Consider the following 25150-nt stretch of genomic DNA (forward strand, 5'->3'; position numbering starts at 1 on the left):
GCTAGGGTGAGGACATTTGTTGGGCGTGCGGTTCGGTGATCGGGGTTTGGCGACGTGAAGAATTGGGTGCGGCGGATCTATGATTCCGCTCCGCTGTGGGCGTGGATTGTCATGGCCGTGTGCGTGGTGATCCTGGTGGTCGGGCTGGTGATCTCGTCCAACCGGACCGCTCCGACGTCATCGACCGCGACGACGACGCCGAGCGCGCCGAGTACCACCGCGCCCGCGGCCACCCCGGCCACCGTCGCCTTCTTCGACGCCGCGAAGGCGGACCCGAAGGAGCCGAAAACGATTCTGCTGCTTGGTGATTCGACGGGAGCCTCGACGTCGGGGTGGGCCCCGGAGCTGGGCCGGGCGATCAGCAGTTCACTGGACCGGACGGTCGCCACCGCCTACTGGAACCCCACGACCTCCAAGTACGGGGCACCGGTGGTCCTCGGCACCGGCCCCAACGGGGCGATCGGCTTCTGGAACGGTTCGGCGTCGGGCAAGGACGCGGCGTATGCGCTGGACAATCTGACCGCGCTGACCACCGCCCCGTCGGGCGAATCGATCGGCACACCGGATCTGGTGCTGCTCAACTTCGGCCTCACCGAGGATGCGTCGCAGCCGCTGGCCGAGCAGATCCAGCCACTCATCTCGGCCATTCAGAAGAAATATCCGGATGCCGGGATTGCGGTGATCAAGCAGAATCCGCCGCGTGACGGCGACAATTCCGACCAGGTGTCGGGGTACGCGTCGGCGATGGATGCCGCGGGCATTCAGGTGATCGACGTGTACTCGGCGTTTCCCGCCGACGCCTCCGCACGCGCCGCGTTGATGGCCGACGGCCTCAATCCGAACGAGGCGGGCCAGAAGCTGTGGTCGAAGACGGTGCTCGCGGCGTTCGGGTTGCCGGCGTCGTCCTGAGACCCCCTCGGTCCGTCGGGATGACCCGACGCGGTCACGGATTGCGCACTTTTTGAAATTCGCTTGGTCGTAGGACAGGCATTTACTTCCCTTATGGCCCCCAAGTACGGGACAATCCTGAGTACGTCCTTATCGCACCTGAGAAAGTCCCGTCATGATGCCGAGTTTCACCCCGCTGACGCGCCGCGTCGCTGCGGGTGTGCTAACGGCCGGGATAGCGGGCGTGATGGTCGGCACCACGGTGTGGGCGGTACCCGGCGTCGACACCAGCGCGTCGGCACCCAGCACCGACCTGCAGGTCGCGCTGGCCTCGATGGGGGCCGAACCCACCCAACTCGGTGTCGTCGACGACAAGATCTACCGGATCTCCGACGCCGACCTCGACGCGACCCTGGACAACCTGAGTGCGCTGGGTGTGACCGACATCCGGGTCGGCGCGCCGTGGCAGTATCTGGAGGCCGATGGCGAGAATTCGGCGGCGTGGTCACGCCTGGACGACATCGTCGAGGGGGCCCAGGCGCGCGGCATGAACGTGGTGATCGTCGCGGGGGTCACCTCACCGTGGTCGGCGGGCGAGACCGACACCGACGCCCCGCGCATCGACGAGTTCGCGGCCTTCGCAGCCGAATTGGCCAAACGGTATCGGGGCAAGGTCCGCGGATACGAGGTGTGGAGTTCCCTCGGTGTTGCGGGCACCGAACCCGGCGCGGTGATGGATCTGCTCGTCGCGGCGACGGCCGCCATCCAGGCCACCGACCCGACCGCGCTCGTCGCGACCCAGCAGACCCTTGCCGCCCAGGTCGCCTCCGTCGACCCCGAGTCCGCGGCCGCCCCGGCGGCGACCGATCCGGCGAGCCCGGTGCCGTCGACACCCATTCCGTCCGCCCCGACCGAGGCGACCACCGCACCCGCCCCGCCCGCCGAGACCACCTCCGAAGCCCCCGACGCGGGCAGCGGTGGCGGCGGTGCTGCCGAATCGAGTTCGACGACGTCGACGACCACGACGGAGCCGAGCACCTCCGAAACCCATGCGCCGGTGACGCCGATCGAGCAACCCGCGGTCCCCGAGGTCCCCGAATTCGATGGGCAGGTGATTCCGAGCACCTCTTCGGAGCCGTCGGAGCCCTCGGAGTCCTCGGAGTCCGGCCCGAGCGACATCCCGGAGGCCGAACCCGCCGAGTGATCACCGATGTCGGACCGGGCAGGTACCGTGGGCCGACCGATTCGGATGACAGTTCACCCGACGTGAGGACATGGGATGCCACGATCGCGCGAGGAGCGCTTCGATCTCCTTGCCGGGTGGGAGAAACGTGCGGAATGGCCGTTGGCGATCATCGCCGCCCTGTTCCTGATCGCGTACTCGGTGGATGTGCTCGGCGATCCCGGTCGGCTGTTCTCCTTCGGTATCCGGATCGTCGTCGGGTTGTCGTGGCTGGTGTTCGTCGTCGACTACTTCGTGCGGTTGTCGATCACCCCGGATCGGGGACGCTGGTTTGTGCGGCACCTGTTCGATCTGGCGGTCGTCCTCCTGCCGATCCTGCGGCCGTTGCGGCTGGTCAGCTTGGTGATCCTGGTCGGTGCGCTACAGAAGGCACTCGGGGGTGCGATCCGCGGTCGAGTTGCGATCTACACCTCCGCGACGGCGATACTGCTCATCTATGTGGCATCCCTGGCGGTGTACGACGCCGAACGGGGACATCCGGGCGCGACGATCACGTCGTTCGGGGATGCGGTGTGGTGGTCGTTCGTCACCGTCACCACCGTCGGCTACGGGGATTCTGCGCCGGTGACGATCACCGGACGGGTCGTCGCGGTACTGCTGATGATCGGCGGGATCAGTCTCATCGGTGTGGTCACCGCGACGATCGCGTCGTGGATCGTCGAGCGGGTTGCCGAGGAGGATGACGCCGGCCGGGCCGCGACCGCCGCCGAGATCCGCGAGTTGAAGGACGAGATCCGCATGCTGCGGGAATCGTTGGGCGCGGAAGGCGGGGTCGCGGCCGCCGATGCCGATATAACCGGGATGAATACGACCACTCACGACAATTATTGACGCGAGACCGCTGAGCCATCCCGGTTATATCGGCTCATCCGCTACAGGCCCGTCAAGCCAGGCCCACACCGACCGCGGCGAGCACCGACCACGCGCTACAGGACGAGACCCGCATGCTGCAGCAATCGATGCGGCACGGGAAGCGGGGTCGCGGGCGCCGATGCCGATACAACCGGGATGAATACGACCACTCACGACAATTATTGACGCGAGACCGCTGAGCCATCCCAGTTATATCGAGTGATCCGCTACAGGCCCGTCAGGCCAGGGCCACACCGACCGCGGTGAGGATCGACCAGACCAGCATCGCGATGCCGGTGGCACCCAGCGACGGGATGAGACCGGGACCGGTGGCGTGTCGGAGGACCGGGCGGGCGGCGACGACGATCAACGGTGCGGTGGCCAGCCCGATCAACACCCATGGGGTGGCGGGGATGAGCACCAGACTCGCGATCAGCGGCACCGACAGGAGGACGACGAACAGGACGCGGGTGGCGCGGTCGCCGAGCCGGACGGCGAGGGTGATCTTGCCGGATTCGGTGTCGCTGGGGATGTCGCGGAGGTTGTTGACCACCAGGACCGAGGTGGAGATGGCGCCGACGGCGATCGCGCAGACCAGGCCCACCCAGTCGACGCGGCCCGACGTGACGTACTGGGTGCCGAGCACCGCGACCAGGCCGAAGAAGGTGAACACGGCGATCTCGCCGAGTCCGTAATAGCCGTACGGTTTGGATCCGCCGGTGTAGAACCAGGCGCCGGCGATGCAGACGGCACCGATCACCACCAGCCACCACGCGGTGGTGACCGCGAGGATCAGACCGCAGACAGCACCGAACCCGAAGCAGGCGAACGCGGCGGCCTTGACCGCCCCGGGTGCGGCGGCCCCGGACCCGACCAGCCGCATCGGCCCGACCCGCTCATCGTCGGTGCCGCGGATGCCGTCGGAGTAGTCGTTGGCGAAGTTCACCCCGATGATCAGGGCGACGGACACCAGCAGCGCGAGCACCGCCTTCCACCAGGTGACGTCGCCGACGTAGAGGGCTGCGCCGACACCGGCGACCACCGGGGCGATCGCGTTGGGCAGGGTTCGGGGTCGCGCGCCTGCGATCCACTGGGTTGGGGTTGCCACGCCCTTGATCGTGCCACGGCCGGTGCGGGCGGCCGACGCGACGTCGACGCCGAGTTCCCAGGGGATCGGTCACACCTGCGGCGCGGTCGCCCAGCCGGGGCTCGGTGGCATCGTCGGCCAGGGCTGGGCCTGGTCGATCGGTTCGCGGCGGGGCAACTCGGCCGGCGTCGACGCGTCGCAGGCCTGCTGGTCGGCGGTGGGGGTCGGGTAGATCGCCATGAAGTCGAAGCGGGTGACATACCAGCCGCCGAAGACGTTGCGGCCAGTGGTACGACCGGGGCCGGTGGGTCGGGCGGGTGGGGTGGCGCCGGTGCGGACGAGGTCGATCTCGACCGGGCGGGCGGGCATCGTCCGGGATCGCCACTTGGGGCTGTCGGCGCCGCGCACCGATTGATAGCTGTATCGGCACAACACGATTCGCGTCCAGTCGGCCCTGTCCTCGCGGCGCAGCGCGGTGTAGAAGGTGGTACCCACGCCGGGCTCCGTCGGGGACACCTCGGGTGGATAGACGGTGATCATCTGGGAAATATTCGATGGCGCGGCATCGGCGAAACCGGGATATCCCCACTGCAGGGATTCCCCGGCGTTGGCCAATTCGAAGGATTCGACAAAGGCACGCACGAATGTGCCCTCCGGGCCATTGACCTCGACGACGGGACCGGGAATCCAGCGGTAGGTCATGTCGAATTGGGCGGGGATCGTTTCGTCGTCGAGCGTGACCATTTGCGCAGGATTCTCGGGTGGTCGGGTGGGTGATCCGCATGCCGTCAGCGTCGCCATCAGGGCAAGTCCGATCGCGGCGAGTGCGCGTTGCCGTCGTCGGGACATCGACGATCATCCCCTTCGGTCGAACGTAGGGGCAGGGACTTTCGCCCAGCATAGATGTGAATGATGAGACTGGTGGGATTTCGGCGCCCCTTGCCATCGGGTGATGGACGTGGTGATCTGTGAGAGGTTTCGAACTCACGTCGGGAGCAGTTCATGCACTGGTTTGTCGACAGCCCACTTCTCACCCTGTTCTTCTGCGTCGGGGTCGGATGCATCGTGGGGAAAATCCCGTTCGGCCCCGTTTCCTTCGGCCCGGCGGGCGCATTGTTCGTCGCGCTCGCGTTGTCGGCGATCGACTCCGATGTGTCATTGCCGCCGATCGTGACGAGCCTGTCGCTGTGCGTGTTCTGTTATGTCGTCGGAATCGCCGCGGGGCCGTCATTCGTCAACGCCATTCGCACCGGCTGGAAACCCGTGCTGGTGTCGATCACCGCCATCATCGCGATGGCCGCCGCCGCGCTCGGCGTGGGCAAGGCCTTCGGGCTGGACATCGGGACGATCGCCGGGTCGTTCGCCGGTGCGGGTACCGCGACCGCCGCGCTCGGCGCCGTGCAGGAGCAACTCGCCGGCGATGGCCCCATCCCACCGCAACCCGCGATCGGCTACGCCGTGGCGTATCCGATCACGGTGTTCCTGACGATCCTGGCGTGTACGTATCTGATCTCGGCCGGCAGACGCAAGCCGACCGCCGAGGACCGGGAGAAGCTCCCGCCGATCGTGGTGCGCACCCTGGAGATCGTGCATGATCCGGGCCTGACCGTTCACGATTTCTCCCAACGGTTTTCGGCGGTCATCTCGCGATTGACCCGGGACGCGGAGACCGTCGTCGCGCATGAGTCCGAACGTCTGTATCCCGGCGACCTGGTGACCATCACGGCGCGGGAGAATGTGGCGGAATCGATCGTCGACGAGTTGGGGCGGCCCGCGGCGTCGGAACCGTGGATGGATCGCAGTGCCATCGACTTTCGTCGGATCACCCTGTCGAATCCGCGGCTGGTGGGCCGCGAGTTGCAGGAGCTACGGATGGAGGAGCGGTTCGACGCGGTGGTCAGCCGGGTGCGTCGCGGCGACGTCGACATCATCGCCACGCCGGATCTGGTGCTGCAGAGCGGGGATCGTCTCCGGGTGACCGCACACCGCGATCGGCTCGCCGAGATCGCCACCGAACTCGGTGATTCCGAACGCGCCGCCGGTGACATCAATCCGATCGGCCTCGGCCTGGGATTGACGATCGGTCTGATGCTGGCGTTCGTCGAGATCCCGCTGCCCGGAGGCGGCACGCTCGTATTGGGCACGGCCACAGCGCCTCTCATCGTCGGTGTGATCCTGGGCGCGCTCGGCCGCACCGGCCCGGTGGTGTGGACGCTACCGGGCAACGTCGCCAACACCTTGAATCAGTACTCGCTATTGGTGTTTCTGGTGGCGGTCGGCACCGGCGCCGGCGCAGGTCTAGTGACGGCGCTGGGCGACAACGGTATTCAGTTGGTGACGCTGGGGTTGACGATCTCCCTGGCGCACGCCCTGGTGTGCGTCGTCGGCCTGCGTACCGTGCTGCACTATGGGACGGCGCGGGCACTCGGCGGTCTGACCGGGTCGCAATTGAATCCGGCGCCGTATGCGTTCGCGATGGGTAAGGTGCCCGATCAGCGGGTGGCGCTGGGGTATGCGGTGTTGTTCCCGGTGTCGATGATCGTGAAAGTGCTTCTGGCGCAGATCATGGTGGTCTACTTCTGAGCGTCGTGCTGGTGGGTCGTGCCGGGTAGCACGAGCCATGCGATCACCGTGCCGATCGCGAGAAATGCTGCGCCCACCGCGAATCCGGTCCGGAAGCCGTCGGCGGGGAGTGCGGAGTGCGCGGCGACGGTCACCAGGATCGCGAGGCCGATGGTGCCGCCGAGTTGCCGGGAACTGTTGAGCACGCCGGAGGCGAGGCCGACGTCGGAGTCACGCACACCGGCGGTCCCGACGGTTCCGACGAGCACCATCGATCCGCCGATACCGATGGCCGCGACCAGCGAGGGCAACAGGATTCCGCGCCAGAAGTCGAACTCGTCGGGCACCAGCGCGAACAGCAGCAGTCCGACGGCGCCGAGCAGACCAAGGACCCCGATGCTGTTGCGGGGAACGATGATCGGTGCGATCCGGCTCGAGGCCACGATGCCGATGACGACGCCGACGCAGAACGGCAGGAACAGTAATCCGGCGATGTCGGATTCGACATTCCAGACCGTCTGCACGAACAGCGAGGCGAAGTAGAATGCCGCGAGTTGGCCGGCGGCGAGCATGAATCCGAAGATGTTGGCGCCCAGAATACTACGGGCGGCCATCAGATGCGGCGGCATGAGCGGGTGGGTGACGGAGCGTTCGACGAGAGCGAATCCGATCAGTAGTACTGCCGCACAGATGAATCCGATGACGGTGGGCGCCGACGACCAGCCGTGGTCGCCGCCGGAGCTGACCGCGTAGACCAGCGCACCGACGCCTGCGGTGACGAGGACCGCGCCACCGACGTCGAGGCGTCCGGCATCGCGCCGTTGCTCGTGCGCGACACCGCGCAGGGCCGCGGCGAAGGCGATCGCGACGATCGGCACATTGACGAACAGCACTGCCCGCCAGGAGAACCAGTCGGTGAGGACGCCGCTGAGCACGACGCCGACCGCACCTCCGGCGGCTCCTGCACCACCCCAGAAGGCCATCGCCGTCTTGCGGACGGCCGGGTCGGCGATGCTCGACGCGAGAGCGAGGGATGCAGGCGCCAGAAGTGCCCCGGCGACGCCCTGCAGTGCGCGGGCGCCGACGAGCAGGGCGGAGCCCGTCGCCATTCCTCCGGCGATGCTGGCCACCGCGAAGAGGGCGAGGCCGGCCAGGATGACCGTCCGTCGTCCCCAGAGATCGCCGAGGCGTCCGCCGAGCAGCATCAGCCCGGCGAAGGTCAGCAGGTAGGCGGTGACCACCCATTGCAGTCCGGCAGCAGTGAACCCGAGGTCACCGCGCATCTGCGGGAGCGCGATGTTGACCAGGGACATGTCGAGCGCGACGAGGAACTGCAACGAGAAGATCGTCGCGATGAGTGCCCGATGGTGTGCGGGCGCGGCGACGGACGTCGACGGCGTGGTCACGAGGGAACCTCCGATCGAGGTACGCGACGCGTTTCGGTACGCGTACGTTTACGTATGCGTACGTGAGGGTAACCTAAGACTCCCGGTTGGTACAAGGGACTCCCCGCGCCGTTGACAGCGCTCTGGTGTGCGTTGACGGCGCTCTCGTCTACGTTGACAGCGCCCTGGTGTGCGTTGACAGCGCTCAGGCGCCCCGCGACGCCCGCGCGAGCACCCCGTCGACCTGTGCCGACACGGCGTCGCGGACCCGGAACTGCGCGGCGTACTCGGGCAGGTGCGGCAGGAGGCGCGCGATCGTCGGGACGTCGACGAGGTCGGCGGGATCGATGGTCTGATGCCACGACTTCTCGCCCGGTGTGCGGCGCGCGAGGGTGTCCTGCCATTGGAGTTCGGAGGCGACGATGTACCACACCGCGCGCCAGGCCGACATCGCCTCGACCTCGTCGACCCCCAGCTCCAGGGCGGCCTCGACGAAGGTCTCGGCAAGGACCAGCGCAGGTGCGCCGACGGTGGTCCCGTCACGCAGAATCGGGACGATCCAGGAGATGCGCGCCAGTTCGTCGTACATGCCGACCGCGACGTCGATCATCCGGTCACGCGGCGGACCGTCGGGCCGGACCCATGGGATTCGTGCCGACACTTCGGTCAGAACCAGTTGCAGCAGTTCGGTTTTGTTGGCCACGTAATTGTAGAGCGTCATCGGCTTGGAGCCGAGCTCTGCCGCCAGGCGGCGCATGCTGAGGCCGTCGACACCGTCGCGCTCGATGATGAGGATGGCGGCGTCGACGATGGCGTCACGGGTCAGGGACGGGGCCGGGGGCATGGTGCCCTATTTCTACCAGTGGTGGCCACGATTCACCGATTCACGGCATTCGAAAGCGCTGTCGACGTTCACGCGAGCGCTGTCAACGCGTGAGAGAGCGCCGTCAACGATGCCGGGGTCAGCGACCGGTCGGCGAGCGGTCAGCTCTCGGTCGGTGTCAGTTCGATGCAGTCCACGCCCCACCCGAGTGGCGTGGAGGTGACGATCGACCAGCCGGCGGCGGTGGTGAGCCGCTCGATGTCGACCTGGGTGCGCGGGGGGACGCCGACGGCGCCGAGGTGCACCAGGGCCATTTCGGTGGCGCGGGCGTTGAGCGCGTCGGGCTCGGTCGATTCGACGAGGATCAGCGAGTCGGCGATCTCGACCAGTTCCCGCAGATTCCCGATCACCTCGTCGTCGGTGCGGTGTTCGCATGCGCTCGCCAGCACCATCACGTCGGTGCGGGTCCACTCCTCACCGAAGTCCTTGTCGCCCTGCGAATCTGCCCGCCGGAGCGCAGACAGCGGTTCCGCCTCCTCGACGATCCGCATGGATGCTTTGACGCCGCCGTCGCGCAGCCCGTCGGCGACGACGAGTGCGGCCGGGCCGCCGATGGAGATGTCGGAGTATCCGCGCCACAACGGAAGTCGAGCAAGAGCGGGCATCAGGAAGGTCAGGCCGTCGGCTTCGTCGACCAACTCGTCGTAGCGATCGGCCGCGGATGCGACGTGGCGGCGCAGGGTGGCGCCCGTGCGGTGTTCCCACGCCGACCGTCGCGCGGTGACGGCGTCGGCGAGTCCGGCGAGCGCGAGCACCTGATCGGCGTAGAGGCTGTCGAACTCCTCGCGGGCGTGGTCATCGTCGACGAGTCGCTCGCCGTACTCCCCGATCGAGATCTTGTCACCGTCCAGACGTAGAACGGCGGCGTCCAGCAGCACGTTGATCACCGGGTCGATCTGTGCGGCAGCCACATTCAGGGAATCGGCGAGTTCGGCGCGGTCGCGGGGGCCCGCGGCGACAGCATCGAGCAGTCCCAGCTTCAGTGCCGCGCGGGTCGCCAACCACGGCACGGGGGAACCGATCTCGGCGCGAGTTGCCGAGGTATCCGATTCCGTGTCCGCATCTACACCGGGCTCGTCCCGGATGTGCCAGTACCCGGTGATATCGGTGTGCGACTTGAGAATCCCCCACTCGCGGCTGATGTGACGCCGAAGCGCAAGCAGCGCACGGCTTTCCGCGGCGGCCCAGACGTAACCGACTCCGCGGGGCGCGGGCACGGATGCCACCGCCGCGGTGAAGGCGTCCCGATCGCCGGGTTCAGCGAGGACCCAGGTGACCGAATCCCCTGTGCGAGTGAGGATGTCCTGACGGGCACGATCATCGGAGATGGTGATGATCGCGCGGGCGGGGCCGTCGACGGGCCGTTCGGTGAAGAATCGGTCGATCGCCGGGACGGCGGTCTCATCGCCGATGAGGATCATCTCGTCGACGTCATCGGGAATGATCGTCGAGGCCTTGGGCCCGACGAACCAGAGGTTGTCACCGGGTTGCGCGGACCGCGCCCACGCCTCGGCCGGGCCACCCGCGTGTCGATCCGAGGTGTGGACGACGAAGTCGAAGGACACCTCGAGGGCCGCCGGATCGTGGTGATGCGGGGTGTAGTCGCGCGTCTCACGATGCTCCGACGGCCGCCAGTCGATGCCGTTTTCGCTCTGGTGGGGCACTGCGTCGGCGATGTCTCCGCCGGGCGCGAAGATGAGTTTGACGTGGTCGTCGAACATCGGGGCGTCGAACGCGGGGAATGTCATGCCGTCGCGGGTGAACTCACCGAGTTGGGGGCCGCCGACGGTGACGCGGCGCATCCGCGGCGTGATGTCCTCGACGCGGCGCACCTGCACACAACGCAGCACCAACGGGTGGGCTCGGTAGCGGGAACGGTTCATGGACTCGCATCACCTCGTCACGGACTCGTGGGCAACTATTTAGGTGACACTAAGCTACCGCGCGTGGCCGAGGTGGCCGCGCGCAGATCGCCGGCGACGGGGTCCGGACGCGACAATCGGCCGCACACCGGTGGTGTGCGGCCGATTGCGATTGGGTGCTTGACCTGGCCTGACGGGAGTCAGACGCCGGCGGGCGCCTCGGGAAGGCTCGCGAGGACCGCGGCCTTGAGATCGTCGACCGTGGTGGCCGAGGTGATCACGGCCACCGACGCGGCGTCTGCGGTCTCGAGGATGCCGAGCAACAGGTATTCGCCGCGCAGGGTGGTGTCCCCGCGTTCGCGGGCGATGCGAATCGCGGCCTCGAGCGCCTGTCGCGTCTCGGGGGCGAAGCGGGGGCGCATGCCCCGGCCGCGCGGTCCGCGCCGGCCGCGGCCCGGTTCGAACGGTCCGTCACCGAAGTCAACGTCCTCGCCCGGACCGCCGGGACCGAAACCGCCCCATCCACCGCGTCCGCCGGGACCGAAACCGCCCCGTCCACCGGGACCGAAACCGCCCCGTCCACCGGGACCGCCGGGACCGAAACCGCCGCGTCCGCCCGGGCCACCGGGGCCGGAACCGCCCGGGCCGAATGCGTCGGGACCGCAGATCCCCTGGCCACGGCCGCGTCCTTCGCCGTGATCGTGGTGGCCGCGACGACCACGCGATCCACGGCCGCGGCCTCGACCGCGTCCACGTTCGGGGCGCTCGGCCCAGCCGTCGGCGAGGTCGTCGCCGAAGTTGTCACGTATGGCGGCCCGCACCTTGTCGAGATCGATACCGATGGAGCGCAACGCTTCTCGGTCTTCCTCGTAGCGGTCGGCAGCACTTTGCTCGGCGGCGGTGTCGTCGTCGACGTCGTGCTCGTCGTGGTAGGCGCGGGCCGCGTCACGCGCCCCCGCCAGGGTCAGCCCCTGCTCGGAGAGGATGCCGAACAGCGGCGAACGCGCGTTGCACAGCATTCCGAGAATGAGGTGATCGTTACCGAGCCGGGTGTGCCCCAGGTCGGCGGCTTCCTGCGTGGCAAAGGCCAGCAGCATCTTGTCGTCTCGAGTGAATCGACCAAACATGATGGTTCTCCTTAGAGATCGTGGGGGCCCATCACTGGGCCTCGCGTGATGAATGTTTCTGGTGCACGGCCTGACGGCTGATCTGCAACACATCTGCGATCGCCTGCCAGCTCCAGCCCTTGTCGCGGGCATTGGCCACCTGCACTCCCTCGAGGTGGTCGGCGAGTGTGCGCAGGGCGCGCACTGCTGCCAACCCCCGTGCCGGGTCGTCGCTTGCGGCGGCTCCGGCCAGGTTCTGGGCCTCGGTGGATTCGGTGTTCTCGTCGTGCATGGTGTCAGGTTATCTTGACTGACTGGGCATGTCAAGAATTATTGACGAAGAATTGTTCCGCGACGCCGCGGACGACTCAGTGGCAGGTCTGAACTGGGTTTATGCGTGACCGAGAGCGCTGTCAGTACAACCGGAGCGCGTCGCCCTACTCGTTGGCGATGGCCTCGGTGATGTTCATGCGGGCGGCGCGCCGGGCGGGGACCGCCGCTCCGACGAGGCACAGCACCACCGATGCCGCGACGAACACGATGGTGATCGGACGCGGCGAGTAGGCGACGTCGATCGACGTCGTGGCGGCGAGGATCTCGTCGCTCAGCACATGCAGGATGGCGCCGACGACGAGGCCGGTGAGCGCTCCGACGACGGCGACCGCGCCGGCCTCGGCGAGCACCATGCGGGATACAAACCGTCGGGATGCGCCCATCGCGCGCAGCACGCCGAGTTCGCGTCGCCGTTCGATCACCGAGAGCAACAGGGTGTTGAGCAGTGCGATCGCCGCGGCCACCGAGACAATCCACTGGATGGCGACGGTGAAGGCACCGGACTGCTCGGCCTGCCCACGGGTCGCGGCGAGCGCCTCGGCGCCGGAGTACACATACACCGGGGAGCCGCCCTGCGATGGGTTCTCGGCGGCGATGCGTTCCAGTGCCGCGCGGACCGCGGTCTTGTCGGCGTCGGGTGCGGTGATCACCTGAAGGTAGGTGGCGCCGCTGCGATCGAACCACGTCGACAGCAGCGCGTTGGACACCGCGCCGGTTCCGGAGTCGATGGACACGTAATCGACTGTGTCGCGGACGATCACGTCGTGATAGCCGGTCGGCGACGCCAGCCGCAGGGTGTCACCGGTCTCGACGCCGAGGGTGCGTGCCAGCACATTGGACAGCAGAATCCCGTTGCCGTCCAACACTTGTCGCACCGCCTCGGGAGAAGCCTTGCGCATGAACGGCGCCCGGGACCCCGGCACCAGGCCCTGCAGCAGGATGCGGTCGGCACCGGCGTTCACGTTGGCCCACTGGCCGACCACCACATCGGTGACGCCGGGCACCTCCCGGGCCTCCTGATAGATCTCCGGCGACAGCTCCGGCCCCAGGGGCACCTGATCTTTCGACTGTGACGAGATGTAGCAGTCCGGGTCACCGAGACCGTCGAGCGACGACGAGATCGACGACACCAGATTGTCCAGAGCACCGGAGGTACCCATGCCGACGGCGATCGCGACCGCCACCGTCATCAATGTCGCCCAGGCACGACGCGGCGCACGTCGGGTGTTGACCGATGCCAGACGCCCTGGACCACCGAAGAATCGGGCCAACCGCACCACCGCGGCCACCAGGGGCCGGGTGAGTGCGAAGCAGATCAGCAGCGCGCCGACGGCGTACACCGCACCGGCGATGATGGCCGGGCGGCCCGGCACGGTGACGACGATGATCCACGCGGCGAGGACGGTGAGCACGCCGACGATGCCGGCGGTCCAGACGACCACGCCGCGGCGGGGCACACTGTCGGCGACCTCACCGGGCGTCATCGCCTCCACCGGCGACACCGAGAACACCGACCGCGCAGCCAGACTCGTCGCACCGACGCAGGCGATCACACAGGCCATGACGGCGACGACGGGCGCGTAGGCGGGCAGGTGGTAGGCGATCTTGATGGTCACCGCGTCGCGGGTCACCGGCGGCACCGTCGACACCGCCCAACGACCGGCGAGAATGCCGATCGGTACGCCGATCCCGCCACCGATCAGTCCGAACAGTGCTGCCTCGCCGAGCATGTCGCCGACGAGGTTGCGTCGCCGGGCGCCCAGGGCCCGCACCATCGCCAGCGACTGCCGACGGGAGGCGACGGCCATGTTCATCGTGTTGAACACCAGGAACGCCGCAATCACCAACGAGATCAACGACACCAGCAGAGTCGCATCGCGGGTGACCGAGGTGGCGACTTCGGCTTGGCGGGTGCGGAAGTCGGGGTCCACGACCACCGCCCGTCCGCCGACGACCTGGGAGATCCGGCTGCGCAACGCGGCGATGTCGACACCGGGTTTGGCGACGATGAAGATCGAGTCGACCTTGCCGGGTAGCGCCACATCACCGTTGCCGAATTCGCCTTCCTTGCCGGTGAGTCGTTGTGCCAGATCGAGATAGGCGAACATATAGGTGCCGCCGTTGAGCCGGTCGGCCCCCTCGCCGGTCGCGACCCGCAGCACCCGCACGTCGATGCCGTCCATCGAGAGTTGTTGGCCCTCATGGAATCCGGTGTTCGGGCCGACGATCACCCCGTCGGCGAGATCGTCGAGCGACACGCTGGTCCCGCCCTGCACCGACTGCAGGTCACTGGAGAGGGCGGTGACCCGGAAATCGGAGCCCAGTAACGGGATCGGTCTGCCGTCGACGGTGACGGCACCGCGGATCATCGGCACCACCACCTTCGCGTCGGGCACCTCGGTGCGGATCTGGCCGACCAACGAGTCGTCGATCCCGGAGTCGGTGATGGCGGCGACCTCGACGTCGGCGGTCCCGGAGATCGCGGCGTTGAAATCACGGACCGATTCGGTGAACGACCCGTATGTCCCCAACACGGCGACGAGCAACGCCGAGGACACCAGCACCACACTGAGCGAGGTGAATACGCGCAGCCGGTGGGTGCGGATCTCGCGCAGGTTGAGGATGCGGACGCGGGTGAGTCCGGCGAGCACACCAGCGCCGACGGCGCGGACGCGGTTCACGCGATCTGTCCGTCGCGCACCGTGATCGTGGTGTCGGCGACTCCGGCGGCGGCCGCGTCGTGGGTCACCATCACCACCAGGCGACGCCGACCCTCGTGCGCCACCTCCGAGAGGAGGTCGAGGACCGACGCCCCGGTGGCCGAATCGAGGTTGCCGGTGGGTTCGTCGGCCAGCAGGATCGCGGGTTCCATGATGAGCGAACGGGCGATCGCCACGCGTTGCATCTGGCCGCCGGACAACTCCGACGGCCGGTGATCGACGCGGTCACCGAGTCCGACGCGGTCGAGGAGGTCGATGGCGCGGGGTTTGGCCTTGCGCAGTGACTGACTGTCGAGAAGCCTTGGCAGAGCTACGTTTTCCCATGCCGACATCGTCGGCACCAGATTGAAGAACTGGAAGATGAAGCCGACGCGGGTGCGGCGGAACGCCGATGCAGCGTTGTCGTCGAGAGAGCCGAGGTCGACGCCGTCGACGCGGATCGAACCGGACGTGGGGGTGTCGAGCGCACCCATCAGGTGCAGCAGCGTCGATTTGCCGGCGCCCGACGGACCGACGACGGAGACGAATTGGCCGCCCGGTAACGACAGGTTCACCCCGTCGAGGGCTCGCACCCGTTCATCACCGAGCGAGTACTCCCGCACCAGATCGACGGCTTCCACCAGGTTCTGCTCCCCCACCGCTGCCATGGGATCAGATCGTAGTGGGAAGGCTCACCCGGTGAACCGTCCAGTGGCGTAGAACTCATCGAGCACGGCCGTCGCCGCGGTCAGCTCCAGCCCCTGCGATGCCAGCCAGTCGTCGTCGAAATACGTTGTGCCGTAACGGTCTCCGGAGTCACAGAGTAGGGTGACGACGCTGCCGGGCCGACGGCCGGCGACCATCTCGGACACCAATTTCAGTGCACCCCACACGTTGGTACCGGTCGATCCACCGACGCGCCGGCCGAGCCGATTGCTGATGCACCGGGCGGTGGCGACGGACGCGGCGTCGGGCACGCCGATCATGCGGTCGATGACCTGGGAGACGAACGACGGCTCGACGCGCGGTCGGCCGATGCCCTCGATGCGGGAGCCGAGTTCCGAGGTGATCGATCCGTCGCCGGACTCGTAGGCGGGCAGGAAGACCGAGTTCTCCGGGTCGACGACGGCGAGCCAGGTCGGATGGCGGCGATAGCGCAGGTACCGGCCGAGGGTGGCCGACGTGCCGCCGGTGCCGGCGCCGACGACGATCCAGGTGGGCACCGGGTGTTCCTCGTCGGCCATCTGCGCGAAGATCGACTCGGCGATGTTGTTGTTGCCGCGCCAGTCGGTGGCCCGTTCGGCCATGGTGAACTGGTCGATGAAATGGCCGCCGAGTTCGGCTTCCAGGGTGAGCGCCGCGTCGTACACGTCGGACGGCCGGTCGACGAGATGGCAACGGCCACCTTGACGTTCGATGAGAGCGGTCTTCGACGGCGAGGTGTTGGAGGTCATCACGGCGATGAACGGCACGCCGATCAGGCGGGCGAAGTAGGCCTCACTGACCGCCGTCGAGCCCGACGACGCCTCGATGACGGTGGTGCCCTCGGTGATCCAGCCGTTGCAGATCGCGTACAGGAACAGCGACCGCGCGAGGCGGTGTTTGAGCGATCCGGTCGGGTGGGTGCTCTCGTCCTTGAGGTAGAGGTCGACGCCGACCTCGGCACCCGACTCGTCGATCCAGCGGGACCATTCGGGCAGTTCGATGCGCAGCAGATGGGTGTCGGCGCTGCGGCGGGCGTCGGCCTCGATGATGCGGACGGCGTTGTCGGCCCAGCCGCGATCGAGGCGGCGGTCGATGTCGACGGTGCGGGTCGGGGCCGTCGGGGGCACGGTGTCGCGGGTCATCAGCCGCGGTTCAGCTGCCGCTGCCGCGCAGACGCGTCTGCAGGTCGTCGTGACGGCGTCGGCGCTGCTCGTCGACGGCGGCGATCTGGCTGTTGACGCGCAACCGCAGCGACTTGAACACCACCATGCCCAACGGCAACGCGATCAACACGCCGAAGACGGCGGCCACCAGGATGGGGACGTCGACCCCGGCCAGCTTGCCGATGCCCCAGATGATCGCCGCGAGGACGACCACGAGAGCCAGACGGGCCAGGGTGTACAGGGCGACGGCCAGGGCCAGGCTGCCGGCGCTGCCCTGCGCTTGTTGCTCTTCACTCACGATTTCCAGGGTAACCCGGTGGTCGATTCGGGTCGGCGGAGCGCTGTCAACGCGAGCGAGAGCGCTGTCAACGTGTGCGAGAGCGCTGTCAACGCGAGCGAGAGCGCCGTCAACGTGTGGGTGAGCGCCGTCAACGCGAGCGGGAGCGCCGTCAACGTCGACGCGGGCGTCCGGGCGAACCCTGTACGAACGCTGTGTGCACCGCCGTCGGCGCGGTTTCCCACCAACGGTGTGGCAGGGCTTGGCAAAGCACGCGTAAAAGGCGCTGGTGGGGCGTGTGCGCAGGTCACAGGCTTCTTTGCACTCTCTTTACTTACCGCTGACGGTTCGAGTACCTGGGCGATTTGCGTGTATTCATGGTGCACGGCCGCGGCATCGGATTCGCGGCGCAAGAAGAGGGAGTTCTCATGACCGCCATCAATCACCCCATGAGCGTCATCACCCCGGGCATGGCCAGCCAGCACACCCTGACCCCCGGTCAGGTGGCCTCGATGTTCAATGTGAACCCCAAGACCGTGGCGCGTTGGGCCAGCTCGGGCATCCTCGGCTCGATCCGCACCCCCGGTGGGCATCGTCGTTTCCGTGAAGAGGACGTCGTCGCGCTGCTGAACCGTCGCCCCTGACCGAGCCAAACCGTCGCCCCGCGACGACCGATCGCCGACGACCCGTTGACGTCGGACAGATGACCCACTGGGCAACAAACCTCACGTAAACTCGCTTACAGGGAGGTTGCCATGGCATTTCTGTTCACGCTGATCGGCATCGTGGCCGTCGGGTTCCTGTTGTGGCGTGCCTTCGGGCCGCAGATGCCCGACGAGTCACGGCACGTGAGGTCGGCACCGCGGGGGCCGGTCGGCCCCGACGATGATCCCGACTTCCTGAAGGATCTCGACCGGCGTAGTCGCGGTAGCAACGGTTCCGACGCCGACGACCACTGAGTGCGTCCAACCACTGGGTGCGTCCGACCACTGAATGCATCCGTCGACTGGGTGCGTCCGACCACTCCCCTCGTCGGCGTCGTACCGTCGCGACCGACGCCCACCAGCCATCCACGCACGACCCGGCACGTACACCCCGGGGCGACGCGACACGGTCGCAACCACGCTCCGGGAAGGGCCCGCACGCCGTCGTTCCGGACGGTCGAGGCCATTGCCCGCGCCTTCGACGTGAGCGTCACCTATCCTCGGCCATCCCGCTCTCGACGCGTGAAGATGCGGTCGATCACCGGCACACCTGCCGGGATCGACCGGACATCGCTGTGTCCGCGGGACCAACCGCGTCGTCAGCCGGTGATCACAGCCCGGCGTAGGAATGCAGGCCGGAGACCACCAGGTTGATGATGAACAGGTTGAACAGCAACGCGACGAACCCGGCCACGTTGATCCGGGCGGCCGCGGTGTTGCGCCAGCCGGCCGTCGCGCGGGCGTGCAGGTAGGCCGCATAGATCACCCACGCGATGAACGAGACGGTCTCCTTGGGGTCCCAGCCCCAGAACCGACCCCACGCCGACTCGGCCCAGATCGCGCCGCAGATGACGCCGAGGCCGAACAGCGGGAACCCGAAGACGACGCATTTGTAGGCGAGGCGGTCGAGGGTGTCGGCGCCCGGGATGTGCGCGACGAGCCGCATCACGCCGCCGGTGAATCCGGAGTCGCTGCGCTTGGGATCCTCGGCCTTGGCGCCCCACTGCATCTTCACCAGGTACAACACGCTCGCGACGCCGGAGACGAGCAGCACGCCCGAGCTGATCGAGATGATCGAGACGTGGATGGCCAGCCAGTACGACTTCAGCGCGGGCACCACCGGCGCCGCCTGGGTGTAGAGCCAACGGCCGGCGATGAACATCAGCAGGATGACCGGGAGCAGCACGAACGACAGCAGCGGCCGGTTGGACGGCTTGCGCAGCACCACGACGCCGGCGATCACGCAGGCCGCACAGGTCATCGAGATGAACTCGTACATGTTGCCCCAGGGCGCGCGGTCGGTGGCGATGCCGCGGGTGACGATCGAGGCGATGTGAGCGGCCAGCCCGACGAAGACCACCGGGTAGGCCATGGCGCCGAGCTTCTCGGAGAAGCTGCGTCGGGTCCCCTGGGCCAGTTTGCCGGGGGTCCGGTCGACCGGCGTCGACGAGCCGGACGCCGACGATCCGGCTGATCCGGCGGTGGCACCGACGAGTTCCTTGGCTGCGAGCCGACGACTGCGGGCGCCGGCGAGCGCCGCGAGGAACAGGAACATCGCGATCACGTAGACGGTGATGGCGGTGCCGAACAGCAGGTCGGAGTACCGCGCCAGGGTCTCGTCGACCTGTACTGCGCCAGTGTTCATCGGTTCACCTCGGTTGTCACTCTTCAGCTTTCAGAGCCTGCGGAACTAGAGTCTGCGGAATTTGGCCGTCCACCCGGTGGGGCGGGCGTCGGGATCGATCAGGGCGGTGGCCTGCTCGTCGAAGCCCTCACCCCAACCGGCCTGGTCGGTCCGGGCGAGCCCGGCGATTTCTACTACAGTACGTCGTTTCGTCGTGGTGGTGCTCGCCCCGCCCGCATCGGCGGCGGTCACCGGCACCAGCCTCGCCCAGATCCGTCGACGACGCACCAGCAGCGACACCAACAGTCCGATGAGCATCGCGATCGCCGAGACCAGCACCCACGTCTGCGCCGGGTCGTGGGACACCTGCACCGACACCCATCGCTGGTAGCCGTCGAAGGTGACCTCGGTGCCGTCGGCAAGGCGGGTGCTCGCCCCCTGCGCGAGATTCACCTGGGATTGCCGCTGCAGCCGGCCTTGATCGATCAGCCCCTGGTCGAGGGTGTACGCGTTCTGCGGCAGGCCGGTGTCCAGGCCGGTGTCACCCTTGTAGATGCGGATGGCGACCTGCGGGTCGTGCGGCACCGGCGACGACGAACTGAGCAGTGTGCCCTGGTAGTCGGCGGTCGGCGCGAACAGACCCTCGATGGCGATCTGGTTCTTGCGGCGGACGTCCTCGTCGGGATACATCCCGGCCGGGGTATCGAAGCGTACCGCCCCCGACGACAGCATCGTCTGCAGTTCATCGGGTATGAAAATGGCTGTCTGCGTCCGCTTTTCACCATTCGGGAAGGTCACGGTGAAGGTCGGCGCGAAACCGTTGCCGAGGACGTAGACGCGGTCGCCGGCCACCCGCAGCGGATCGTTGACGCGCACCGAGGTCTGCTGCCATTCGCTCGGCGCGGTCGTGGCGTTGTCGCTGTAGGACATCGTCGCGTCGTACATGTCGGGCTGACCGTTGGGCAGGAAGGTGGCCGAGAAGTCGTCGACGCGGAAGCAGAACGGCTCGAGGTCGGTGCCGTCGACGAGGGCGCCGGCGCGGAAGGAGTCGTAGACCGCGGTCGAGGTGTTGCACAGGCCCTGGCCGTCCGCGACGAGGCTGCGGGTGCCCTCGTAGCCGTAGATCTTGCCGACGGCGATCGAGACCAGCAGCGCCAGCAACGCGAAGTGGAAGACGAGGTTGCCGAATTCGCGCAGGTAGCCCTTCTCCGCGGACACCTCGACACAGCCGTCGGGATACTTGTCCGACGGTTCCCGGACGACGACGCTGCGACGCCAGCCACGCAGGTTGCCGGAGATGCGTTCGGCGAGGTCATCGGGCTCACCGTCGACGGTGGTCTCGATGTGCCGCGGCAGCCGCGCCAGGTTGCGGGGTGCGGCGACGGGGGTGGCGCGCAGGCTCTTGGCGTGTTCGATCATGCGTGGGGTCAGACACCCCACCAGCGACACGAACAGCAGCACGTAGATCGCGGTGAACCACACGCTGGAGAAGACGTCGAACAGTTGCAGCCGGTCCATCCACTGGCCGACCCAGCCCTTGTCGGCGATGTAGGTCAGCGTCTTCTGCTCGTTGAGTTCACGTTGCGGCAGCAGTGCACCGGGGATCGCGGCCAGCGCCAGCAGGAACAGCAGCACCAGCGCGGTGCGCATCGAGGTCAGCGACCGCCACAGGTTGCGGGCCGGCCACCAGAGGCGGCGGATCGCCCAGTGCGGCTTGTGCGGTGGCGGCGGGGTGGCGGGGACCTCGAGCGGGGTGTCGGCGCGCGTCATACGGGGAGTTCCTGGTTGGTGATGAAGGCGTCGCGGACCCACACGATGAACTGATCCCACAGCCCGGTGACCAGCGCGATACCCACGAGGATCAGCATGACACCACCGAAGACCTGGATGGCGCGGGCGTGGTCACGCAGCCAGCCCAGGCTGCGCAGCGCCCACGCCGACGAGAACGCCAGGATCACGAACGGGATGCCCAGTCCGAGGCAGTAGGCGACGATGAGGAACACACCCCTGGCGGCGGTGGAGCCCTCGGTGCCGCTGGCGGTGGCGATGACCGCGGCGAGGGTCGGACCCAGGCACGGCGTCCAGCCGAGAGCGAACACCGCGCCGAGCAGTGGGGCGCCGACGATGTTGGACACCATCCGCGGCGCGAACCGGAACTCGTGCTGCATCATCGGCACCAGGCCGATGAAGACCAGACCCATCAGGATGGTCACCACACCGCCGATGCGTTGCAGCAGTTCATGATTGAGGATGAAGGTGCTGGTGATGCCGAGCACGGTGGCGGTGGCGGCGACGAAGACGACGGTGAATCCGGCGACGAACAGTCCGGCGGCCAGTGCCACCCGCGACCGTCCGCGTTTGGCGGGTTCGTCGACGGTCACCGCGGGCGCCTCGGCACCGACGAGCCCGGCGAGATAGGACAGATAGCCGGGCACCAGCGGCACCACGCACGGCGAGGCGAACGAGACGAGACCGGCGACGGCGGCGGCGGCCGCGCCGAGCAGCAACGGCCCCGACGACACGGTGTCGGCGAAGGTCTCCCCGATGCTGCTCACGACGCCGCCTGCGGTGATTCGGCGACCACTTTCGCCACCGCGTCGCCGAGCATCTGCGCGTCGACGGCCTGCAGGAACACCGCGGCCGGACGATGCTGCCGGTCGAGCACGATCGTCGTGGGGACCACCGACGTCGGGGTGGTCAGCGCGGCCAGCGACGCCCCGGGGAAGTCGTAGAGGGACGGGAAGCCGACGTTGCGGTCGGTGACGAAGTCCTGCGCCGACTGCCGGTCGTCGCGCAGGTTGATCCCGAGGAACTCCACGCCCTGCGACTTGTACTTCTCGTACACCTCTTCCAGGGCGGCGGCCTCACCGCGGCACGGCGCGCACCACGATCCCCACACGTTGATCACCACGACCTTGTCGGCGAACCGGGGATCGTCCAGCGACAACGGCTTTCCGGTGACGAGGACCTCGCCCGAGATGGTCGCGATCTGCTTGCGGTCGGCGGGGTCGTAGGTGATGACGGTTTTGCCGCCGGGCGAGACGAATTGGAAGGTGTCGCCCTGGGAGACGGCGTCGTCGCCGGTGCTGCAGCCGGCGGCAATGAATGCGGCAATCGAGATGAACAGTGCGAAAACGACTTTCAGGTACCGGGCGGTCCGGGGAGCGGACATCGGCGTGCCGGGCACACCACGAACTGGCACCTTCACAACCTTCACGTTCTTCCCGTCACGCCCCGGTGACGAGGGGATCCGACGAGCCGGCCGGCTCGGAGTAGATGATGTCGACGAGCGCGTCGTCGTCGTAGATGAGGCTGGTCAGCGATGCCAGCGAGCACTGCCGACGACGCGGATCGTGCCACAGGCGCTGACCTTCGAGGAAGCGACGCAGCGTGTACACCGGCAGTTGATGGCTGACGCAGATGGCCTCGTGGCCGCGGGCGGTGTCGCGGGCTTTGTTGGCGGCGGCGAGCATGCGATGCGCGAGCTGGATGTAGGGCTCACCCCACGACGGGGTGAACGGATCGCGCAACTTGGGCCAGTGCCGCGGCTTGCGCAACGCGCCGTCGCCGACGGAGACCTTGAGGCCTTCGAAGATGTTGTCGGCCTCGATGAGTTCGTCGTTGGTGAAGATCGGCAGATCGTGTGCTGCGGCGATCGGCGTCGCGGTCTCCTGCGCGCGTTGCAGCGGCGAGGCGAAGACGGCGGTGATGTCGTGGTCGGCGAGGGATTCGGCGACCTTGCGGGCCTGGGCCCGGCCGGCGTCGGACAGGCGGAATCCGGGCAGCCGGCCATAGAGGATGCCGTCCGGGTTGTGCACCTCACCGTGGCGCATCATGTGGACGATCGTGTGCATCAGTCGTTCTCCCCGGAGTCGGATTCGGTCGTGCGCGCGGCGCCGGCCTGGGCGGGCACCGCCGCGGCGGCGGCGCGGGCGGCCGTGGGCAGCGCGTCGGCGATTCGAGTGAAAGCATCCCCGTCCAGGGCCGCGGAGACAAACCAGGCCTCGAAGGCGCTCGGCGGCGGGTACACGCCGGCGTCCAGCAGCGCGTGGAAGAACGGGGCGAAACGCCAGGTCTCGGTCGCTTTCACCGCGGCATAGTCGGTGATCGGGCGGTCGGCGGGAGTTCCGAAGAACACACTGAGGAGATTGCCCGCCTTCTGCACGCGATGCTCCACGCCGGCCTCGGTGAGGGCGCCGGCGAGGAGGTCGGCAAGGCGGTCGGCGTTGGCGTCGAGCGTGGCGTAGGTGTCGGCGTCGGCGGTGCGCAGGGTGGCGAGTCCGGCGGCCACGGCGACCGGATTCCCACTCAGGGTGCCCGCCTGATAGACCGGGCCGGTGGGGGCGAGGCGTTCCATGATGTCGGCGCGACCACCGAAGGCCGCGGCGGGCAGCCCACCGCTCATCACCTTGCCGAAGGTGTAGAGGTCGGCGCCGACGCCTTCGAGTCCGAACCAGCCGGCCGGGCTCACCCGGAATCCGGTCATCACCTCGTCGATGATGAGCAGGGCGCCGTGACGTCGCGTGACCTCGCGCAATCCGGCGTTGAAGCCGTCGACCGGGGGCACCGCCCCCATGTTCCCGGCTGCGGCCTCGGTGATGACGGCGGCGATGTCGTCACCGAACTCCTCGAAGGCCTTCGCGACGGCCTTGAGGTCGTTGTACGGCAGCACGATGGTGTCGTGGGCCGAGGCGCCGGTGACGCCGGGGCTGGTGGGCAGCCCGAGGGTGGCGATTCCCGATCCGGCGTCGGCGAGCAGTGCGTCGACGTGACCGTGATAGCAGCCGGAGAACTTGATGATCTTGGGACGGCCGGTGAAACCGCGGGCCAGCCGGATCGCCGACATGGTGGCCTCGGTACCGGAGTTGACCAGCCGGACCCGTTCCACCGGGTCGACGCGATCGATGATCTCCTCGGCGAGCGCGATCTCCGACTCGGTGGGAGCACCGAAGGACAGACCGCCCTCGGCGGCCTTCTGCACAGCCTCGACGACCGCCGGGTGGGCGTGACCCAGGATCATCGGACCCCAGGAGGAGACGAGATCGACGTAGGTGTTGCCGTCCACATCGGTGAGCTCGCAGCCCTTGGCCGAGGCGATGAACCGCGGATCGCCGCCGACCGCGGAGAACGCCCGGACCGGCGAGTTCACCCCACCGGGGATGGCGTGTTGAGCCCGACGGAACAGTTCACTGGACTTCGGCGGGGCCTCGGCGGATCTGCTCACGGGCTCCAGTGTTCCAAATGGCACCGAGTGACCCAAATTCACGCTGGTCAGGGGGTTCGGTGCGGTCGGGCTGCGACTCACTGGGCGCTTCGCACGCCGAGCGTGCCGTCGTCATGGGCGGTTGCTGTTCGCTGTATTCCGGGCGGACGCCGGTCGGTGCGGATATAACCGGGATGAATACGCCCACTCACGACAATTATTGACGCGAAAGCCCTGAGCCATCCCGGTTATATCGGCACCGACGGCCAATCCCCCACCCGACTCACCCCAACCGGCCGGCCGAGCCGTGATCCCAACCCCCGAACGACCAGCCCGACCCACCTCACAGCACCACCGGCCACACACGCCACACGTTGCCCAACCGTCGGGGTATCCACCCCGACAGCCCACATATAACCGGGACGAATACGCCCACTCACGACAATTATTGACGCGAGACCCCTGAGCCATCCCGGTTGTATCGGCACCGACGGCCAATCCCCCACCCGACTCACCCCAACCGGCCGGCCGAGCCGTGATCCCAACCCCCGAACGACCAGCCCGACCCACCTCA

The 25150-nt window shown here is 67.8% G+C and carries 23 protein-coding genes and 1 pseudogene; 7 read left to right on the forward strand and 17 right to left on the reverse strand.

The features are described 5' to 3' along the window. The first annotated feature begins 54 nt into the window (after positions 1 to 54). The 3 genes from ACWDPV_RS01900 to ACWDPV_RS01910 all read left to right on the forward strand — a co-directional run bounded on the left by ACWDPV_RS01900 (position 55) and on the right by ACWDPV_RS01910 (position 2962). Positions 55 to 909 carry an SGNH/GDSL hydrolase family protein gene (locus tag ACWDPV_RS01900; protein ID WP_348805075.1) on the forward strand — a complete coding sequence of 285 codons (855 nt, stop codon included), beginning with the start codon at positions 55 to 57 and terminating at the stop codon, positions 907 to 909. Between the two features lie 154 nt (positions 910 to 1063). Beyond that, entirely contained in the window at positions 1064 to 2092 is a 1029-nt protein-coding gene (locus ACWDPV_RS01905; RefSeq protein WP_449741544.1) for a cellulase family glycosylhydrolase, read from the forward strand. 75 nt (positions 2093 to 2167) lie between these two features. Continuing rightward, a complete protein-coding gene (locus ACWDPV_RS01910) occupies positions 2168 to 2962 on the forward strand; it encodes a potassium channel family protein (RefSeq protein WP_449741545.1) in 795 nt (264 codons plus the stop codon). A 259-nt stretch (positions 2963 to 3221) separates the two neighbouring features. Here the strand turns inward: ACWDPV_RS01910 and ACWDPV_RS01915 are convergent, their stop codons facing one another. Together ACWDPV_RS01915 and ACWDPV_RS01920 are read right to left on the reverse strand one after the other, a co-directional pair. Then, positions 3222 to 4091, reverse strand: coding sequence for a 1,4-dihydroxy-2-naphthoate polyprenyltransferase (locus tag ACWDPV_RS01915; protein ID WP_348805078.1), 870 nt, complete (start codon positions 4089 to 4091; stop codon positions 3222 to 3224). 69 nt (positions 4092 to 4160) lie between these two features. Beyond that, positions 4161 to 4919, reverse strand: coding sequence for a hypothetical protein (locus tag ACWDPV_RS01920; protein WP_449741546.1), 759 nt, complete (start codon positions 4917 to 4919; stop codon positions 4161 to 4163). A gap of 153 nt (positions 4920 to 5072) precedes the next feature. Between ACWDPV_RS01920 and ACWDPV_RS01925 the strand changes: the two genes are divergently transcribed. Continuing rightward, complete coding sequence (locus ACWDPV_RS01925) at positions 5073 to 6653, forward strand: aspartate:alanine exchanger family transporter (protein WP_449741547.1); 1581 nt, start codon at positions 5073 to 5075, stop codon at positions 6651 to 6653. Here the strand turns inward: ACWDPV_RS01925 and ACWDPV_RS01930 are convergent. The 9 genes from ACWDPV_RS01930 to ACWDPV_RS01970 form a co-directional block, all read right to left on the reverse strand. Next, entirely contained in the window at positions 6644 to 8038 is a 1395-nt protein-coding gene (locus ACWDPV_RS01930; protein WP_449741548.1) for an MFS transporter, read from the reverse strand. The two genes, ACWDPV_RS01925 and ACWDPV_RS01930, sit on opposite strands and share 10 nt — an antisense overlap. Before the next feature lie 184 nt (positions 8039 to 8222). After that, positions 8223 to 8861: a TetR/AcrR family transcriptional regulator gene (locus tag ACWDPV_RS01935; RefSeq protein WP_449741549.1), complete on the reverse strand. Its 639-nt coding sequence runs from the start codon at positions 8859 to 8861 to the stop codon at positions 8223 to 8225. A 140-nt stretch (positions 8862 to 9001) separates the two neighbouring features. After that, on the reverse strand, positions 9002 to 10783 hold the full coding sequence (locus ACWDPV_RS01940; RefSeq protein ID WP_449741550.1) for a siderophore-interacting protein: 1782 nt from the start codon (positions 10781 to 10783) through the stop codon (positions 9002 to 9004). A 179-nt stretch (positions 10784 to 10962) separates the two neighbouring features. Beyond that, positions 10963 to 11889 (reverse strand): Clp protease N-terminal domain-containing protein, encoded by a 927-nt coding sequence (locus ACWDPV_RS01945; RefSeq protein ID WP_449741551.1) that lies wholly within the window; start codon positions 11887 to 11889, stop codon positions 10963 to 10965. Positions 11890 to 11920: 31 nt separating this feature from the next. Then, positions 11921 to 12160 (reverse strand): helix-turn-helix domain-containing protein, encoded by a 240-nt coding sequence (locus ACWDPV_RS01950; protein ID WP_449741552.1) that lies wholly within the window; start codon positions 12158 to 12160, stop codon positions 11921 to 11923. A gap of 145 nt (positions 12161 to 12305) precedes the next feature. Further along, entirely contained in the window at positions 12306 to 14882 is a 2577-nt protein-coding gene (locus tag ACWDPV_RS01955) for an FtsX-like permease family protein (RefSeq protein ID WP_449741553.1), read from the reverse strand. Further along, positions 14879 to 15568 carry an ABC transporter ATP-binding protein gene (locus ACWDPV_RS01960; protein WP_449741554.1) on the reverse strand — a complete coding sequence of 230 codons (690 nt, stop codon included), beginning with the start codon at positions 15566 to 15568 and terminating at the stop codon, positions 14879 to 14881. The genes ACWDPV_RS01955 and ACWDPV_RS01960 overlap by 4 nt, the downstream gene beginning before the upstream one ends. A 24-nt stretch (positions 15569 to 15592) precedes the next feature. Then, on the reverse strand, positions 15593 to 16747 hold the full coding sequence (locus tag ACWDPV_RS01965) for a PLP-dependent cysteine synthase family protein (protein ID WP_449741555.1): 1155 nt from the start codon (positions 16745 to 16747) through the stop codon (positions 15593 to 15595). Positions 16748 to 16757: 10 nt separating this feature from the next. Next, positions 16758 to 17069, reverse strand: coding sequence for a DUF4229 domain-containing protein (locus ACWDPV_RS01970; protein ID WP_449741879.1), 312 nt, complete (start codon positions 17067 to 17069; stop codon positions 16758 to 16760). A gap of 404 nt (positions 17070 to 17473) precedes the next feature. Between ACWDPV_RS01970 and ACWDPV_RS01975 the strand changes: the two genes are divergently transcribed. The 3 genes and pseudogenes from ACWDPV_RS01975 to ACWDPV_RS01985 form a co-directional block, all read left to right on the forward strand. Then, the gene (locus ACWDPV_RS01975) at positions 17474 to 17689 is read left to right on the forward strand and encodes a BldC family transcriptional regulator (RefSeq protein ID WP_348805092.1); all 216 of its coding nucleotides are present in this window, start codon (positions 17474 to 17476) and stop codon (positions 17687 to 17689) included. A 111-nt stretch (positions 17690 to 17800) separates the two neighbouring features. Further along, positions 17801 to 18004: a hypothetical protein gene (locus ACWDPV_RS01980; RefSeq protein ID WP_348805093.1), complete on the forward strand. Its 204-nt coding sequence runs from the start codon at positions 17801 to 17803 to the stop codon at positions 18002 to 18004. Positions 18005 to 18175: 171 nt separating this feature from the next. Continuing rightward, positions 18176 to 18403 (forward strand): annotated as a pseudogene (locus tag ACWDPV_RS01985) (helix-turn-helix domain-containing protein); the annotation flags it as partial. Here ACWDPV_RS01985 and ccsB read toward each other — a convergent pair. Genes ccsB through hemL form a run of 6 tightly spaced genes read right to left on the reverse strand, consistent with a single transcriptional unit; the run spans position 18360 to position 24597 of the window. Beyond that, a complete protein-coding gene (gene ccsB, locus ACWDPV_RS01990) occupies positions 18360 to 19394 on the reverse strand; it encodes a c-type cytochrome biogenesis protein CcsB (RefSeq protein WP_449741556.1) in 1035 nt (344 codons plus the stop codon). The pseudogene ACWDPV_RS01985 and the gene ccsB overlap by 44 nt on opposite strands. 45 nt (positions 19395 to 19439) lie before the next feature. Further along, positions 19440 to 21143, reverse strand: coding sequence for a cytochrome c biogenesis protein ResB (gene resB, locus ACWDPV_RS01995; RefSeq protein ID WP_449741557.1), 1704 nt, complete (start codon positions 21141 to 21143; stop codon positions 19440 to 19442). After that, positions 21140 to 21928, reverse strand: coding sequence for a cytochrome c biogenesis CcdA family protein (locus ACWDPV_RS02000; RefSeq protein ID WP_449741558.1), 789 nt, complete (start codon positions 21926 to 21928; stop codon positions 21140 to 21142). The genes resB and ACWDPV_RS02000 overlap by 4 nt, the downstream gene beginning before the upstream one ends. After that, complete coding sequence (locus ACWDPV_RS02005; RefSeq protein WP_449741880.1) at positions 21925 to 22545, reverse strand: TlpA family protein disulfide reductase; 621 nt, start codon at positions 22543 to 22545, stop codon at positions 21925 to 21927. Before ACWDPV_RS02005 ends, ACWDPV_RS02000 begins: the two co-directional genes overlap by 4 nt. A gap of 55 nt (positions 22546 to 22600) precedes the next feature. After that, the gene (locus ACWDPV_RS02010) at positions 22601 to 23227 is read right to left on the reverse strand and encodes a histidine phosphatase family protein (protein WP_449741559.1); all 627 of its coding nucleotides are present in this window, start codon (positions 23225 to 23227) and stop codon (positions 22601 to 22603) included. Then, entirely contained in the window at positions 23227 to 24597 is a 1371-nt protein-coding gene (gene hemL, locus ACWDPV_RS02015; protein WP_449741560.1) for a glutamate-1-semialdehyde 2,1-aminomutase, read from the reverse strand. The genes ACWDPV_RS02010 and hemL overlap by 1 nt, the downstream gene beginning before the upstream one ends. Positions 24598 to 25150 lie beyond the last annotated feature (553 nt).

The organism is Gordonia sp. NPDC003504, assembly GCF_053587995.1.